The 16,132-nt window shown below is 37.1% G+C and carries 17 protein-coding genes; 15 read left to right on the forward strand and 2 right to left on the reverse strand.

The window, feature by feature from the left end:
* The first annotated feature begins 2 nt into the window (after positions 1 to 2).
* From SJY37_RS13755 to SJY37_RS13780, 6 genes are all read left to right on the forward strand, one after another.
* On the forward strand, positions 3 to 761 hold the full coding sequence (locus SJY37_RS13755) for a DJ-1/PfpI family protein (protein WP_298327841.1): 759 nt from the start codon (positions 3 to 5) through the stop codon (positions 759 to 761).
* A gap of 10 nt (positions 762 to 771) precedes the next feature.
* Positions 772 to 1,410, forward strand: coding sequence for an HAD family hydrolase (locus SJY37_RS13760; protein ID WP_379953229.1), 639 nt, complete (start codon positions 772 to 774; stop codon positions 1,408 to 1,410).
* 9 nt (positions 1,411 to 1,419) lie between these two features.
* Entirely contained in the window at positions 1,420 to 1,767 is a 348-nt protein-coding gene (arsC, locus tag SJY37_RS13765) for an arsenate reductase (glutaredoxin) (protein ID WP_298327835.1), read from the forward strand.
* A gap of 17 nt (positions 1,768 to 1,784) precedes the next feature.
* The gene (locus tag SJY37_RS13770; protein WP_298327832.1) at positions 1,785 to 2,117 is read left to right on the forward strand and encodes a hypothetical protein; all 333 of its coding nucleotides are present in this window, start codon (positions 1,785 to 1,787) and stop codon (positions 2,115 to 2,117) included.
* A gap of 154 nt (positions 2,118 to 2,271) precedes the next feature.
* A complete protein-coding gene (locus SJY37_RS13775) occupies positions 2,272 to 3,120 on the forward strand; it encodes a universal stress protein (protein WP_298327829.1) in 849 nt (282 codons plus the stop codon).
* Entirely contained in the window at positions 3,117 to 5,348 is a 2,232-nt protein-coding gene (locus tag SJY37_RS13780; protein ID WP_298327826.1) for a SulP family inorganic anion transporter, read from the forward strand. The genes SJY37_RS13775 and SJY37_RS13780 overlap by 4 nt, the downstream gene beginning before the upstream one ends.
* Before the next feature lie 53 nt (positions 5,349 to 5,401).
* Here the strand turns inward: SJY37_RS13780 and SJY37_RS13785 are convergent, their stop codons facing one another.
* The gene (locus SJY37_RS13785; protein WP_013751940.1) at positions 5,402 to 5,755 is read right to left on the reverse strand and encodes a 4Fe-4S dicluster domain-containing protein; all 354 of its coding nucleotides are present in this window, start codon (positions 5,753 to 5,755) and stop codon (positions 5,402 to 5,404) included.
* 61 nt (positions 5,756 to 5,816) lie between these two features.
* On the opposite strand from SJY37_RS13785, the gene SJY37_RS13790 reads away from it, so the two are divergent.
* From SJY37_RS13790 to SJY37_RS13830, 9 genes are all read left to right on the forward strand, one after another.
* Positions 5,817 to 6,896: an acyl-CoA reductase gene (locus tag SJY37_RS13790; protein ID WP_298327816.1), complete on the forward strand. Its 1,080-nt coding sequence runs from the start codon at positions 5,817 to 5,819 to the stop codon at positions 6,894 to 6,896.
* An 83-nt stretch (positions 6,897 to 6,979) separates the two neighbouring features.
* Entirely contained in the window at positions 6,980 to 8,044 is a 1,065-nt protein-coding gene (gene serC / locus SJY37_RS13795) for a 3-phosphoserine/phosphohydroxythreonine transaminase (RefSeq protein WP_013751938.1), read from the forward strand.
* A 50-nt stretch (positions 8,045 to 8,094) separates the two neighbouring features.
* On the forward strand, positions 8,095 to 9,045 hold the full coding sequence (locus SJY37_RS13800) for a D-2-hydroxyacid dehydrogenase (protein WP_298327810.1): 951 nt from the start codon (positions 8,095 to 8,097) through the stop codon (positions 9,043 to 9,045).
* 188 nt (positions 9,046 to 9,233) lie between these two features.
* Complete coding sequence (locus tag SJY37_RS13805) at positions 9,234 to 9,869, forward strand: DUF937 domain-containing protein (protein ID WP_013751936.1); 636 nt, start codon at positions 9,234 to 9,236, stop codon at positions 9,867 to 9,869.
* Between the two features lie 204 nt (positions 9,870 to 10,073).
* A complete protein-coding gene (locus SJY37_RS13810) occupies positions 10,074 to 10,481 on the forward strand; it encodes a DUF6146 family protein (RefSeq protein ID WP_298327802.1) in 408 nt (135 codons plus the stop codon).
* A gap of 18 nt (positions 10,482 to 10,499) precedes the next feature.
* Positions 10,500 to 11,015: a DUF6787 family protein gene (locus SJY37_RS13815; RefSeq protein WP_298327799.1), complete on the forward strand. Its 516-nt coding sequence runs from the start codon at positions 10,500 to 10,502 to the stop codon at positions 11,013 to 11,015.
* Positions 11,012 to 11,344: a hypothetical protein gene (locus SJY37_RS13820; protein WP_298327795.1), complete on the forward strand. Its 333-nt coding sequence runs from the start codon at positions 11,012 to 11,014 to the stop codon at positions 11,342 to 11,344. The genes SJY37_RS13815 and SJY37_RS13820 overlap by 4 nt, the downstream gene beginning before the upstream one ends.
* A 39-nt stretch (positions 11,345 to 11,383) precedes the next feature.
* Positions 11,384 to 13,780 carry a TonB-dependent receptor gene (locus SJY37_RS13825; RefSeq protein ID WP_298327792.1) on the forward strand — a complete coding sequence of 799 codons (2,397 nt, stop codon included), beginning with the start codon at positions 11,384 to 11,386 and terminating at the stop codon, positions 13,778 to 13,780.
* A gap of 39 nt (positions 13,781 to 13,819) precedes the next feature.
* Positions 13,820 to 14,383, forward strand: a complete 564-nt coding sequence (locus tag SJY37_RS13830) for a type 1 periplasmic binding fold superfamily protein (RefSeq protein ID WP_298327787.1) — start codon at positions 13,820 to 13,822, stop codon at positions 14,381 to 14,383.
* A gap of 71 nt (positions 14,384 to 14,454) precedes the next feature.
* On the opposite strand, the gene SJY37_RS13835 is transcribed toward SJY37_RS13830, so the two are convergent.
* Positions 14,455 to 16,002, reverse strand: coding sequence for an NAD(P)H-hydrate dehydratase (locus tag SJY37_RS13835; protein ID WP_379953230.1), 1,548 nt, complete (start codon positions 16,000 to 16,002; stop codon positions 14,455 to 14,457).
* Positions 16,003 to 16,132: the final 130 nt, after the last annotated feature.

The following is a 16,132-nucleotide window of genomic DNA, read 5'->3' on the forward strand; positions in this document are numbered from 1 at the left end:
TTATGAGAATTATTATTATCATTTTAAGTACGCTTTTGGTACAAGCATGCAATACTAATAAAGACAATCAAAAGTCATTACAAGAGCATATTACAAATGAAAATAACGCTTTCGCGAAAGCGCAACCTGTATTAGATACATCTAGGTATAACGTAGCTTTCTTAATTATGGATGGCACTTTTAATACGGAACTCACGGCGCCTTTTGATATTTTTCAGCACACGATTTACAGAGATAGTATTAAGGCAATGAATGTGTTTACCGTTGCAAATACACTGGATCCTATTAGAACATTTGAAGGTATGTACCTCCTACCCGATTTTGATTATACACAAGAGAAAATGCCTAAGATTGACATTCTAGTAATCCCTAGCGCAGAGCATCACCTAGATACAGATCTAGATGATGAGGCGATGATTTCTTTTGTTCAGAAAGTAGATAAAGAAGCTCTTTTTATGACTTCTCATTGTGATGGTGCTTTTGTGCTTGCACAGGCAGGACTTCTCGATGATAAAGTTTCTACTACTTTCCCGAGTGATATAGATAAAATGAGAGCTAAGTTTCCAGCCCTTGATATTAGAAAAGAAACCCTATTTGTTCACGACGGAAAATACATCACCTCTGCTGGTGGTGCCAAAAGTTTTGAGGCTGCGCTTTACCTTACAGAACACTTATATGGTGCAGAAATAGCACGTTCACTAGCAGGAGGATTAGTGATAGACTGGGATCTCGATACCGTCCCACACACGATTATTGACTAAAAAAAGCGCTATGAAACAGAATAATATAAATACTATAATATTTGATCTAGGCGGTGTACCCATAGACTGGAGTCCAGAATACGTTTATCTCAAAGAATTTAGAGGAGATCGAGCCAAGATGGATTGGTTTCTCAATTACGTTTGCGCATGGGACTGGAATGTTAACCAAGACGCTGGTTATTCTCTAGAAAAAGCTACACAAGAACGCATAGCAATGTTTCCAGAATATGAAAGGCTTATAAAAATGTATTACGGCCGATGGGAAGAAATGCTAGGTTTTACTCATGAAGGCACGCTACAAATTCTTAAAGAACTTATAGATAATCCTGACTATAGAGTGCTTGCACTTACTAACTGGAGTGGTGAGACATTCCCTATTGCGCTTAAAAAGTTTCCTTGGTTGCAATGGTTTGAAGGAATTCTAGTCTCTGGAGATGAGGGAACTCGCAAACCTTTTCAAGATATCTATGATCTTATGCTGGATCGCTATAAGATTGAACCGTCTCAAGCTATATTTATAGATGATAGTATAAAAAATATCCAAGGTTGCGAGTTGGCTGGAATAACAGGTATTCATTTTACAGATGCACAAACACTTGCGGTCCAACTTAGATCAAAAGGAGTACACGTAACACTATTAGAAAAATAACTATTACATATGATTAAAATATATCACAATCCTCGCTGTTCAAAGAGCAGACAAGGTCTAGCTTTGCTAGAAGAGTCCGGAAAAGAATTTGAAGTAATAAAATATCTTGATAATCCTCTTTCTGAAACAGCGCTTACGTCTCTTATTGATATGCTTGATATAGCTCCTATGGAACTCGTAAGAAAAGGCGAAGCTATCTGGAAGGAAAACTATAAAGGAAAAGAACTTAGCGATACGGATGTTGTAGCCGCTATGTCTCAACATCCTAAATTAATAGAGCGTCCCATTGTAGTTCTCGGAAAAAAGGCCGTTATTGGACGACCTCTAGAAAATATAGAAAAGCTCTTGAGCTTATAATTTTAAAAATAAATATTATGAAAATAATTATCGCATTAGTACTCTTTGCCTTTGTTGGAATGTCAAATGTTCAAGCACAAAGCCCTAGCATAAGTACTGTAAATAAAGAAAAAGCAAGTGAGATTGACATGCTTACACAGAAACTCAATCTTAGCTCAGAACAAGTAGCAAATATTTCTAAAACTATAAAAGCATTTAAATCTACAGAAGATAGACTTAGAGCTGGAGGTCTTAGCGCTGCAGATAAAAAAGAAGAGCTTGCTAAACTTGCCAAACGTAAAGATGGTAACATGCAAACGTTTTTAACTAAAGAGCAATATGCTATATACAGCAGTCTGAAAAAACAGTAATTAAAAACTACGTTATAATAACATCCAGATGTTCAAGCATTTGGATGTTCTGTTTTACAACAGCTTGTTGTCATCATATCTGGAAAGTCAGGATATACATCATTGTTACGTATAATTATGTTACCTTAACTCACTCATAAAACTAAACGACTCTGTGAGTCCCAATCCCTTTAAAATTATAGGCGTAGGCGCCACCTTCTCTCCTAACCTCAAAGCAAACTTGTACGAGGCTGCTAGACTATGTATTCATTTTAATGCAACGTTAGTAGTGATTCACGTAGGTGATCATACAGATGAGAAACATCAATCTTTTGAGAAGTTACTCACTAGTTTTCATCAAGAAGGCCTTAAATCTGAAATAGTATTTAAGCCTGGAGACCCTGTTAAAGTGATGATAGAAGCTGCCAGTACTTTAAAGATTGATTTACTCATTGTTGGTGCGCTTCAAAGAGAAAATTTTGTCAATTACTACTTAGGGTCTATTGCCAGAAAAATAACGCGAGGTGCCTCTTGCTCTGTGCTCTTACTTATCAATCCCTCTGTTACACGTATTCCGTGTAAACATGTAGTTGTAAATGGCCTTGAAGACCCCAAAACAGAACAAACCATTACCACTGCCTTTTACGTTGCACACGGTCTGAGTGCAGATAAAATGACTATCGTAGAAGAAATTACGGAGAACGAAATTCACGTAAATGTAGATGATGATACCTCACTACGCCGAGCAAATATTGCTAAGGAAAAACTGCGTAGACGAGAAGAAAGCAGAGTACAGCAAATTATAAATAAAGTACCTCAAGAAATACAGCAACGTGTAGATGCAAGATCTCAAGCCATTTTTGGGAAACGAGGATACTCCATCGGTCATTATGCGGAGGTCGTAAGAGCAGATTTATTAATCATGAACGCCCCATCAAAAACATCATTTTGGGACCGTTTATTTCCACATGATATTGAGCATATTCTCACAGAACTCCCTACAGATGTATTAATTGTACGATGAGTCCAAAAGAGAATTCTATAAATAATTTTTTTAAAACGCTTCCGCGAAATATTTTTTCGGGATTCGTGGTAAGTCTTATTGCACTACCATTAGGTCTAGGACTTGCAATGGCTAGTGAGGCTCCGCCTATCTCAGGAATTATTACTGCTGTTGTAGGAGGAATATTAGTATCCATACTTGGCGGAAGTAATGTAACTATTACAGGACCTGGAAATGGTCTTGTGGGAGTAGTACTCATAGCAATTACAGCCCTAGGATTAGAAAGCACCTATGCTGCTATTATTTGTTCTGGTGGACTACTTATGTTATTGGGTTTTCTGCGTATGGGAAAACTAGCAGATTTCTTTCCATCTTCTGCGATACAAGGAATGCTAGCCGCCATCGGTCTTATTATCCTAGGAAAGCAGTTCCACATCATGCTCGGGAATAAAATTACACGTGACGGGAGCATTGACTATCTACTTGAAATCCCAAATTCAATTATTGGCGTTTTCAGTTATACAGATACAGGACTCATCTTTGCCGCTATCTTTGGCGTAGGAAGTCTTGCAATCATGATTTTTTATGGAAAAATCAGGAATAAATATTTACAACTCGTTCCTGCACCTATGTGGATCGTATTACTTTCTATAGGTTTTAGTTACTATTATGAATTGGTTCTAGGTTTACCTAACCCTATTGCTCAAGAATATATGATAAGTGGTATCCCAGCACTAGGAGATATCGTAGAGGATTTACCAATACCTAATTTTGGGTCTGTTGGGACATTTACTTTCTGGACAAGTGTCTTATCACTTACACTCATCGCAAGTATAGAATCGTTACTAAGTATTAAAGCTGTAGATAAGCTAGATCCTCTCAAACGTAGATCAAATATTAATCGTGATCTTAAGGCCTTAGGTCTTGCTACTGTAGGTTCTGGTTTTTTAGGAGGTCTTAATGTAGTTACTGTTATCGCTAGAAGTTCTGTAAATGTAAATAATGGTGGTACTAATAGAAGTGCCAACTTTAGCCACGCTACATTCTTAGTCATTTTTATTGCACTATTTAGTACTCAACTTACGCGTATTCCCTTGCCGGCTTTAATGGCTATTCTTGTGTATACAGGATATAAACTTGCATCACCTGTAGTTGTGAGAAAGATGTTTACTATTGGTAAAGAACAAGTGCTTATTTTCTTTGTTACGCTATTAACTACTTTGTTTGTAGATCTTATCTCTGGTATTCTAGCAGGTATTGTCATCACATTTGTCATTCATATTCTTTTAAATAAAAGCACAGGGCTATTTCTTAGAAACATGTTTAAGCCTAACGTGTTGATGTTCCAAGAAACGGGAGACAAAGGAGGGAGTAACTATTATGTGAGTGTAAAACACTTTTGTACCTTTTTAAACTTTTACAAACTCAAACAAAAGCTCGAAGCTATTCCTGAGAGTCAGGACGTGGTGGTAGATTTTTCAAAATGTAGCTTTGTAGATCACACAATCATGGAGAATCTTCACGACTTTCAAGAAGTATTCAGTAAAAAAGGTGGGCACTTTGAGGTTGTAGGCCTCGATATGCATGATACAGACTCTGCACATCCTTTTGCACTACGCAAGATGATAACAGTGCCTAAGATGTTTACAAAGAGTAAAACCAAACGCCAAGTGTCACTTGAAGAACTTGCTCAAAGCTATAATCTAGAATATCATCCAGAAAAAAATGAAGATGTACATGAGCTTACAGATTTCCTTTATTTCCAGACAAAACATATAAATCATTCATATAACGAGTTTAAGGATGATGATAATGTCCTGCATCTCTTTGATATTATTTACTCAGAAGGAGAGTTTATAGCACAAGGAACGGTACGCTCAACTATGATCACCATAGACTTGCCTACTCCTATTCCATCGTTTACAATAGATAAAGAAGGATTTTTAGAAAAGTTTTATGCAATAACTGGGTGGAATGACATCAACATTGATGGCCATACAGATTTTTCTAATCGATTCTTTTTATTGGGAGAAAACGAGTATGCCATTAAGAGTTTCTTTTCTAATGAGCTTATTCATTTCTTAGAGAGCAATCCTTATTACCACATAGAATCAAAAGGAGATCAGCTACTTATTTTTAATAAAGAGCGACCTGCTACTATAAAAGAAATTAAAGCATTGCTGGATTATGCTAGAAGATTACAGCAAGTTATCCAGAACATTACCGGAGAACTTGTAGCGGTTATTTAAAACAACAAAGCCATCCTTACGGGATGGCTTTGTTGTTTTATAGAGCATAATACTTATGCATCTTTATGCATAAAAGATTGTTTTGCTAGCAATACCTCCTCTGTTTCTACATGCTCATCATCCGGTACACAGCAATCTACTGGACATACTGCAGCACATTGTGGCTCGTCATGAAAACCTTTACACTCGGTACACTTATCTGGAATGATATAGTAAATCTCATCACTCACAGGTTGTTGTGCTTCATTTGCATCTACTTCTTTTCCGTTAGGTAAGACAACATTTCCTTCTAGGTCTGTTCCATCTGCATAGCGCCAGTCATCTGCGCCTTCGTAAATGGCAGTGTTAGGACACTCAGGCTCGCAAGCTCCACAGTTTATACATTCGTCTGTTATGATAATTGCCATAGTTTTCTTTTTGGGTAACTTTGCACAAAAATAACGCCTAGACACCGATTTGCCAAAACCTATGACACTTCAACTACGAATTAACGCTTTTATTGAGCTAGGAAAATTTTTAAGTCAGTTTACACGTGACTCAATTGCCCAAAAAGAAGGAGTATTACACAATGATCTCTTCTTTGACGGAATGCAGCATCAGTTTAAACTAGCCAGCGAAAACAACGGCTGGTTCACTAAAGAAAATATACTCTTCGCTTTAGAAGGCTGGGCACAGTCACTTACTCAAGAAAAACTTACTGAGTGGCTTGATGGGTACGATACCGCTTTCGCGAAAGCGCAACCACAACAAACCGTTGCCGTAATCATGGCAGGTAATATCCCATTAGTAGGCTTTCATGACTTTATGTGCGTATTAATTGCTGGGCATAAATTTGTAGGAAAACAATCGTCTAATGATAAGCACCTCCTACCCTTTCTTGCAAAATATCTAGAATATGCAGAACCTGCTTTTAAAGAAACCATTAGCTTCACCGAAGATAAATTACCAGCCTACGATGCTGTAATTGCGACAGGAAGCGATAATACTGCTAGGTATTTTGAATATTACTTTGGTAAAAAGCCTAACATCATCCGTAAAAACAGAAATTCTGTTGCAGTACTTACAGGTAATGAAACAGAAGATGAGCTTATTGCGCTAGGTGAAGATATATTTAGATACTACGGTTTAGGATGCCGTAATGTATCAAAATTGTATGTGCCACAAGATTACAATTTTGATGCCTTTTTCAAAGCTATTTATCACTGGAGCGATATTATGAATGGTGCAAAGTATGCCAATAATTATGATTATAATAAAGCGGTGTATTTAATGAGCCTCTTTGAGCTCTTAGAGAATGGTTTCTTAATGCTCAAGGAAGATGAAAGCTACGGCTCACCTATCGCGACTTTATTTTATGAAAAATATGAATCAATGGAAAGCCTAGTTGAAAAGCTTGAAGCAGATAAAGATCGTATTCAATGCGTTGTGGGGAATACAGCACTAGAAAGCCAAGTTAAGGAGCTCACTCCAATAGGAAAAACTCAAAAACCTGAGCTTTATGATTATGCAGATGGGGTTGATACTATTACATTTTTGACATCATTATAGCCAATATTTTATCGATTTATCTATTGCTTTTTATAACGTTTTGGGCATCTTTGTAAAGCACAAAACGCATAAAATAGCACACCATGAAGAAGCACAACTTTAGCGCAGGACCTTGTATCTTACCTCAAGATGTTTTTAAAGAAGCATCACAGGCTATATTAGACTTTAATGATTCCGGACTTTCTATTCTTGAGATTTCTCATAGAAGTAAAGACTTTGTAGATGTAATGGACGAGGCTAGAAATCTAGCATTAGAATTACTGGGCTTAGAAGGTAAAGGCTATAAAGCACTTTTTTTACAAGGTGGAGCGAGTATGCAATTTTTAATGGTAGCATACAACTTACTAGAAACAAAGGCTGGTTATATAAACACTGGAACTTGGAGTGATAAAGCTATCAAAGAGGCAAAACTTTTTGGAGAGGTTGCTGAGGTTGCATCTAGTAAGGAGGCAAATTTCAATTACATACCTAAAGGATTTATACTTCCAGAAAACTTAGACTATCTACATCTCACAAGTAACAACACTATTTTTGGGACACAAATTAAGCATTTCCCAGAGGTAGATTGTCCTCTTATATGTGATATGAGTAGTGACATTTTTTCTAGAGAGATTGATTTTAATCAATTTGACTTAATCTATGCAGGTGCTCAGAAAAATATGGGACCAGCAGGAACTACACTTATTGTAGTAAGAGAAGATATTCTTGGTAAAGTGACTCGTAAGATTCCATCTATGCTGGATTATCAAACGCACATAAGTAAAGGCAGTATGTTTAATACGCCTCCTGTATATGCAGTATATATCTCAATGCTTACTATGCGCTGGTTGAAAGAACAAGGTGGCGTAAAAGCGATTGAAGAAATCAATAATAAAAAAGCAACACTACTTTATAGCGAGATAGAACTTAATCCACTATTTAAAGGATTTGCTGCCAAAGAAGATCGTTCTACCATGAACGCTACATTCTCACTTACAGATGGTGATCTTAAAGATGCCTTCGATGCCATGTGGAAAGAAGCAGGCATTAATGGTTTAAATGGTCACAGAAGTGTAGGCGGTTATAGAGCTTCTATGTACAATGCCCTATCTATGGATAGCGTAGGTGTACTAGTAGACGTAATGAGCGAACTAGAAAGAAAAGCTTAAATCCACAAGGACAAAACAACAATATTAAACCGCATATAATAGCATTTACTATGAAAGTATTAGCAAACGACGGAATATCACAAACGGGAGTAGACGCTCTTACAGCTGGAGGATTTGAAGTAATTACAACAAATGTTGCTCAGGACCAACTGGAAAACTACATCAATGAAAAGCAGATTGATGTTATTTTAGTAAGAAGTGCTACCACAGTGCGTATGGAACTTATTGACGCTTGCCCATCTATAAAAATTATAGGACGTGGTGGCGTAGGAATGGATAATATTGATGTGCAATATGCCAGAGATAAAGGACTTCATGTAATTAATACACCAGCAGCATCGTCTGCATCTGTAGCAGAGCTCGTATTTGCTCACTTGTTTAACGGAGTTCGTTTCTTATTTGATTCTAACCGTAACATGCCACTTGAAGGTGATACAAAATTTAAAGGATTAAAGAAAGCTTACGCGAAAGGAACCGAGCTACGTGGTAAAACACTAGGTGTAATTGGTTTTGGGCGTATAGGTCAAGAGACTGCAAAAATTGCTTTGGGAGTGGGAATGAAAGTTATCTTTCATGATCCGTTTACAGAAAAAGCGAAAGTTACTGTTCCTTTCTTTGACGGACAGTCTGTAGCATTTGATCTTACTTCTGTATCAAAGGAGGAAGTTTTAAAATCTGCAGATTTCATAACACTTCACGTTCCTGCACAAAAAGACTATGTAATAGGTAAAGCAGAGTTCGATCTTATGAAAGATGGCGCTGCATTAGTAAACGCTGCAAGAGGTGGTGTTATAGATGAAGTAGCTCTAGTGGCCGCCTTAGATAGTAACAAACTTTCATTTGCAGGTTTAGACGTTTTTGAAAACGAACCTACTCCAGCGGTACAAGTACTTATGAATCCTAAGGTGAGTTTAACTCCACACATTGGAGCAGCAACTGGTGGAGCCCAAGATCGTATTGGTACAGAACTAGCAGAGCAAATCATAAAAATCCTTAAGTAACAATAGCATTTACAAATGCAGTAAGCTTAAACATTTGATGTTAGTTTTACTGTTTATCGATTTAAAATTGATTTTAATCGACAAGATTCTAAAAAAACCATCCAAAAGGATGGTTTTTTTATGTCAGCAATTTTAGAACTTATAATATTTTGTACCTTGAATCTTGTAAACATTAAAAAACAACAACGATGGCAGGATTATTAGATTTATTAAATAGTGATATAGGAAAATCTCTTATTAGTGGAGCAAGTGCAAAATCAGGACAATCTGAAGGTGCAACTGCGCAGGTTTTGAGCATGGCACTTCCAGTACTTATGGGAGCTATGAAGAAAAACGTACAGACACCAGAGGGAGCAGCTGGATTAATGGGCGCTTTATCTGGAAAGCATAGTGGTGGTATTTTAGACCAACTTGGAGACCTTATGGGTAACGGAGGACCTAGTGACGACGTAGTAAATGATGGTGCTGGAATTTTAGGACACCTTTTAGGAAACAAACAACCTGCTGTTGAAAATGCATTAAGTAGCAAGTCTGGTGTAGACGCTGGATCTGTAGCTCAAATATTAAAAGTTGCTGCACCTATCCTTATGGGAGTACTAGGTAAGCAAACTAAAGAAAATAACGTAAGTGATGGTACTGGTATGAGTGCTTTATTAGGTAGCATGCTAGGTGGTCAACCTCAAGAAAACCAAAGCTTAATTACTACCCTACTAGATGCAGATGGAGATGGAAGCATCTTAGATGACGTAGCAGGAATGGTACTAGGAAGCAATAAAAAACAAGGTGGTATCGGAGGTCTTCTAGGAGGACTTTTTGGAAAATAATTCATAAATCATCTATTCATATATTAAAGAGTGCCTTTTCAGGCACTCTTTTTTTGTTCCCTCATTGAGAGGTCTCATTTACTCATTGTAGCTTTAAATAGAGGTTACTGCTTAGTAAGTTTACACGGTATAACAATTAGTACTATCGTTAATACTACGATAAAACAAACCCGTATCACAGGTAAAATCTTTAACTTTAAGATTATGAAAAAGATAATTTACTTAGCAATTCTTACCGCTACCATAATAGGTTGTGCAACTACAAGTGGTACAAAAGACATAGGCAATACTGCAGATAATGCATCAGACACGATACGTATTGCAAATGACAGTCTAGAATATGAAATTATTATTATAGAACCGGGGTTTAATACATGGCTAGTTACACAAAGACCTAGAGGGTTTTATGGGCAGTTTTTCTTAGAAAATAAAAATAGGTTTTATGTCACTGAATATAACAACAGAGTAAATAATATATCACAATACGACCCTAATCTATATATCCAGCGCATAGATTACAATTCGAATACCGATTATGGGTATGAAGTTAATTACCTATTATATAATTGGTTTGAATTTTTTCAAGAACGCAACAATCAGAAACTACGATAATCGTATTTTTGCAGCGTTATGAAAGACTTTAAAAAACGCTGGGAAATCACTCAAAACTGGCAATTTATACATATTATTCTTGGATTGATAGCTGCTCTTTTTTCGGCATATTTAATTGCTCGAGCTATTTATGTGCCTGCATATGATACTTCTGTACCCGTAGCAACTATTTTACTTAGTTTGCCTATAGCTTTCTTAATTATATGGATCACGCTTTGGCTATTTAAAAAGCTCTATTCAAGATGGGGAGTTACTTATCGCTGGGAGCTCGTAGCAATATTTCTTGCATTTGCAGTAACCGGTTCAACAGCTGGAAGACTTTCTAATCCTTTAATGGATCTTATAGGCTTAGGTAAGGATGTTACAACTGGTTGGATTTACTGGCCTGTTAGAATCTTGTTAATTTTTCCTATTTATCAAGTGCTTTTAGTGATATTTGGTTGGCTATTTGGTCAGTATGCGTTCTTTAAAGCGTTTGCTACAAAAATGGTTTCCAGATTGGGACTAGGATTTTTATTTTCAAAAGAAGCTTGAAAAAAGATAACACTCATATAATTATAAGACTTACAGCATTGTTTACAATGCTTGTATTCTTGTTACCTAGTGTAGTATCTTTTTCTCACAGCACAGCAGACCATGAACATTATGATACTTGTAAATTTACAGGAGAAGTACACGTTCATGAATCAAAACTAGATTGTGATCTTGGTGATTTACACGTTGTTAAAGCAGGACTTTACGCTTTCGCGAAAGCGTACCAATCACCCATCATACATATCTCAAAAGAAGTAGATGTTCTATTACAGACATCATACACAACCACCATCTTAAGTTCCTCAGACCGTGGTCCCCCGTTTTGTTAAGCATTGAATTACATTCAATAATTAGCAAAACATTTTTATATGAAATTTTATTTATGGCTTAGCATCGCCTTGCTGAGCATTACGAGTACAGCACAAGAGTGTACCTATACACTATCTGGTTATATTATAGACCTGCACGATAATGAAGTATTATCTGGTGCAACCATTATTGTGGCAGGGTCTGAAGACGCTGTAATGACAGATAGCCTAGGCAAATATGTTATCACAGGACTTTGTGCCAACAATTACACACTACAAGTATCACATCCAGCATGTGAGACACAAATTATAAAAGTAGATGTAAGTAGGAATACTACTCGCAACATCAACATGGAGCATCATCTAGAATCTCTAGGCGATGTACAGATTGTTGCACATGCTCATAAAAGTAAAAGCCGTACAGCGACAGAAGCTGTTGTAAACCACAGCTTACTTGAAAGTAATAGTGCAGCCTCCCTAGGTGATGCTCTTAAAAATCTGAGCGGGGTTACCTCATTAAACACAGGTAACTCTGTAGTAAAACCGGTAATACAAGGGCTACACTCTAGTAGAGTAGTACTTATTACAGAAGGCACGCGCTTGCAAGATCAAGAATGGGGTGTAGAACACGCACCTAATATTGATGTAAATGCGGCTGGTGAAGTCACAGTTATTAAAGGAGCAGCAGGATTGCAATATGGTGGTGATGCTATAGGAGGCACCATCATCATAGAACCAGAGCAGGTACCTGTAAAAGACACTATTTTTGGAAGAACTATTATTACTGGTGCGACCAATGGTCGTGGGGGTTCTATTACAACTTCATTAATAAAGTCTTACAACAATGGCTGGTATGGTGGCATAAACGGGACTTTAAAACGTTTTGGAGATTTTGAAGCGCCAGATTATGTCCTAAGTAATACAGCCTTGTATGAGAGAGATCTTTCTGCACGTATAGGAGTTAATAAATATCGTTATGGTGTGGAGGCTAGCTACTCGATTTTTGACAAAGAATCTGGTATTTTGCGCTCATCACACGTAGGTAATGCTGCAGATCTCTCGGTTGCAATAAATAGCCAAGAGCCATTTGTGGTAGAGCCATTTACGTACGATATTAATGCCCCTAGACAGGAAGTAAAGCATCAAATTGCAAAACTTAAATCATTTTATCGTTTTGATAATTTTGGAAAATTAAGCGCACAGTATGATTACCAGCGCAATAATAGACTAGAATTTGATATACGTAGAGATAGTGATGATTTACGACCTTCTATAGACTTACAACTTGAAACTGTAGGCGGTAAAATTGATTTTGATTACACTGCAGACAATACGCTTACAGCAAAAATAGGCGTGTCTGGAAGGTATCAAAAACATTTTCCTGATCCATCTACAGGGGTAAGAAGACTAATACCAGATTACCAAGCTCAAGATTTTGGTGTTTATGCATTAGCATCTAAAGACCTTGGAAAATGGGCAATCGAGGCTGGTGCTAGATATGATTATAACAGAATCTTAGCCGAAAAGTTTTATACTACGAGCTTATGGGAAGAAAGAGGATACAATGTAGACTTTGCTCAGTTTGTACGTCAAGAATTTGATAACCAAATTTTTGTAGAGCCAGATTTTGAGTACAAGAATATATCTGCCACTGCAGGAGTATCTTATCAAATCTCTAACGCAAGTAATATATCTTTTAACTATGCGCTCGCATCTCGCTCACCTAACGTGTCAGAATTATTTTCTGACGGGTTACACCAGAGTGCTGCACGTATAGAGCTAGGTGACCTAAGTTTTAATCAAGAAGTCGCAAATAAAATTTCATTAAATTTTACAAAATCTACAGACACTTGGAGTTTTACTATTGCTCCGTTTGCAAACTTTATCGAGGATTTTATCCTCATTGAGCCTACAGGCGTACAGCAAACTATAAGAGGAAGTTTTCCTGTATGGGAGTATAGGCAGACACAAGCTAGACTGTTAGGTTTTGACATAGATAACAATGTTCAAGTAACAGATCGTTTTGAGTTTTCTAACCAATTTTCGTTAGTAAAAGGAAAAGATGTAACCTTAGACAATGCTTTAATTAATATGCCTTCGGCGAGTACGCGTAACACCATTACATACCGTATTCCTGAAGTTAAAAATTTAAAGCTGTCACTTGAAAGTAACTATGTATTTCGTCAAAATGAATTTCCAGATACAAACTTTGACGTATTTATACCAGAAACCAACACTACAGAACTATTAGATATAAGCACACCTCCCGATGCCTATCATCTCATAAATTTTAAGGGATCTGTTGATTTTGCAATCAACGATAAAAGTGATCTTAATGTAGGTCTTATGGTAAACAATCTATTTGACACCTCTTACAGGGAGTACCTAAATCGCCAGCGCTATTTTGCAGACGATTTGGGTAGAAATATCTTACTACAACTTAAAATTAATTATTAAAATCACGCTTTCGCGAAAGCGTACTTAACAAAACAAACAATGAAAAACTTTATAAAATATACATTCCTTGCCTTTACTGCTATAACGATCACCTCTTGTATTAGTGATGATGATGGAGCAATTCCAGAGATTGTAAACGAAGAAGAAATTATCACAACAGTATCGCTTACATTGATGTCAGACACAAGCAGCGTTCTTCTCACATCACAAGATCTTGATGGAGATGGACCTAATGCACCTACAATAACCGTTTCTGGTGACTTAGATGTAAATACTGTTTATAACGGTAGCATTGAGTTTCTGAATGAAACAGAAAGCCCAGCCGAGGATATCACCGAAGAAGTAGAAGAAGAATCTGACGAGCACCAAGTATTCTATACTCCTAGTACAGGCCTTGACGCAGCTGTGACTTATGAGGATTTTGATGGTAACGGTAATCCACTAGGAACTTTAGTTACACTTACAACTGGTGCTACTGCTGGTTCTGGCACACTTACTATCACACTACGTCATGAGCCTACAAAGCCTAACGATGGAACTTTAGGTAATGCTGGAGGAGAGACAGATGTGCAAGTTTCTTTTCCTGTAGCGATTACAGAATAAGACAACTTTCATGTATAAAAAAAATGGATAGCGTTTACACGCTATCCATTTTTTTTTGATGTATCTATAATTTATTGCTGTGGTGCTGCCCCACCTTCTTGCTCTGGTTTTTCAAAAAGACTCATTACTGCTCTTCCTAAAAACTCTGTCACATCACCTGCTATGAGTCCTTCTATTCCATATTGATTTACGGCAACATCTGCTGCAAGTCCATGAAAATAAACTCCCATCATAGCGGCTTCCATAGGGTGATATCCTTGTGCTATATGCCCAGTGATAACTCCTGTAAGCACATCTCCAGTACCAGCAGTAGACAATCCAGGATTACCAGTAGTATTTATATAAAGTCTCATATCATAAACAGTAATTGTATGAGCACCTTTAATTACGATAATGACATTATGATTTTTGGCAAATTTTGCCGTTTTCTCTAGCTTGTCAAAGTCGTCATCCCACTTGCCTATTAAACGCTCCAGCTCACCTGGGTGTGGCGTAAAAATAGATAATGGAGGTACTTGCTCCATAAGTGATGGTCGTTTTGAGATGATATTAATTGCATCTGCATCTATCACTAATGGTTGCTTTTGCTTCTTTAAGAAAGACTCCATTGCTCTTACCGTTTTCTCATCGGTTCCCATTCCCGGGCCTATTGCAATAGCATTTGCTTCGGTTTGAAAATCAATTTCTTCAAACACTTTTCCATTATAATTATCGGTCTCTACCATTACTTCTGGAAGCGCCGTTTGTAATATAGGAACTCCTATTTGCGGTACATAAGCCGTCACAAGACCACTACCCGCTCTAAGAGCAGCTTTACTAGCAAGTTGCACAGCGCCCATTTTTCCAAAACTTCCTCCTATAATTAAGCTATGACCGTACATTCCCTTGTGAGAATATTGTGATCTCCCTTTGTACATCTGCTGGATTTCAGGTTTTGAAATTAGCGTTACATCTGTAGGAGTTTTTGCAAGAAACTCTGGATCTAGACCTATATCAATTGTATCCCACATGTTAATGTACTTACCCGTTTCTGGCAAGAAAAAAGCAAGTTTTGGTGACATAAAGCTTAGTACAAACGTTGCATGTACAATTACATCATCCTTTGCTGGTCCTCTATCTGAATACATTCCAGATGGAATATCTATAGAAAGTGTGTAAGCCTTAGACTCATTAATTTTTACAAAAAGTGCTTTTACCCAATCATCTGGACATCTGTTAAGTCCTATCCCAAAGATTCCATCTACCACAATATCTTGCGGAGTGATTACTGGAAAGTCTTCAACACTTTTAATGATTTCTGGCCATTTTTTTACTTCGTTCTTGAGAGCGTCATACGCTTTTAAGAAGTCTGGAGAGCGCTTATCATTACAGTGTACTATATAAGTATCAACATTATAGCCATTTTTAAGAAGTAAGCGAGCAATTACAAGTGCATCACCGCCATTATTACCGATACCACAAAATACTTTTATAGGCACAGGCTGCCCTTGTAAACGCTGGTTCATCCACTCATAAACGTACCCACCGGCGCGTTCCATGAGATTATAAGATGGAATCCCTTCCTTTTCAATGGTTGCTTTATCTGCTTCGTAAATTTGTTTGGCGCTGTATATTTTCATTTAGCTATAATTAGGTAGTTTCTTCATCTTTATGAAGAAAAATATTCTTTAATTCATTAAATATTCACGAAAGTAAACTTCAAATTATCACATTATCAGTATCGTGCTAGAAGTACGTCAAGAATTGTCA

It is taken from the genome of Dokdonia sp. R78006, from assembly GCF_042466145.1.
In the GTDB taxonomy this organism is placed as follows: Bacteria; Bacteroidota; Bacteroidia; order Flavobacteriales; family Flavobacteriaceae; genus Dokdonia.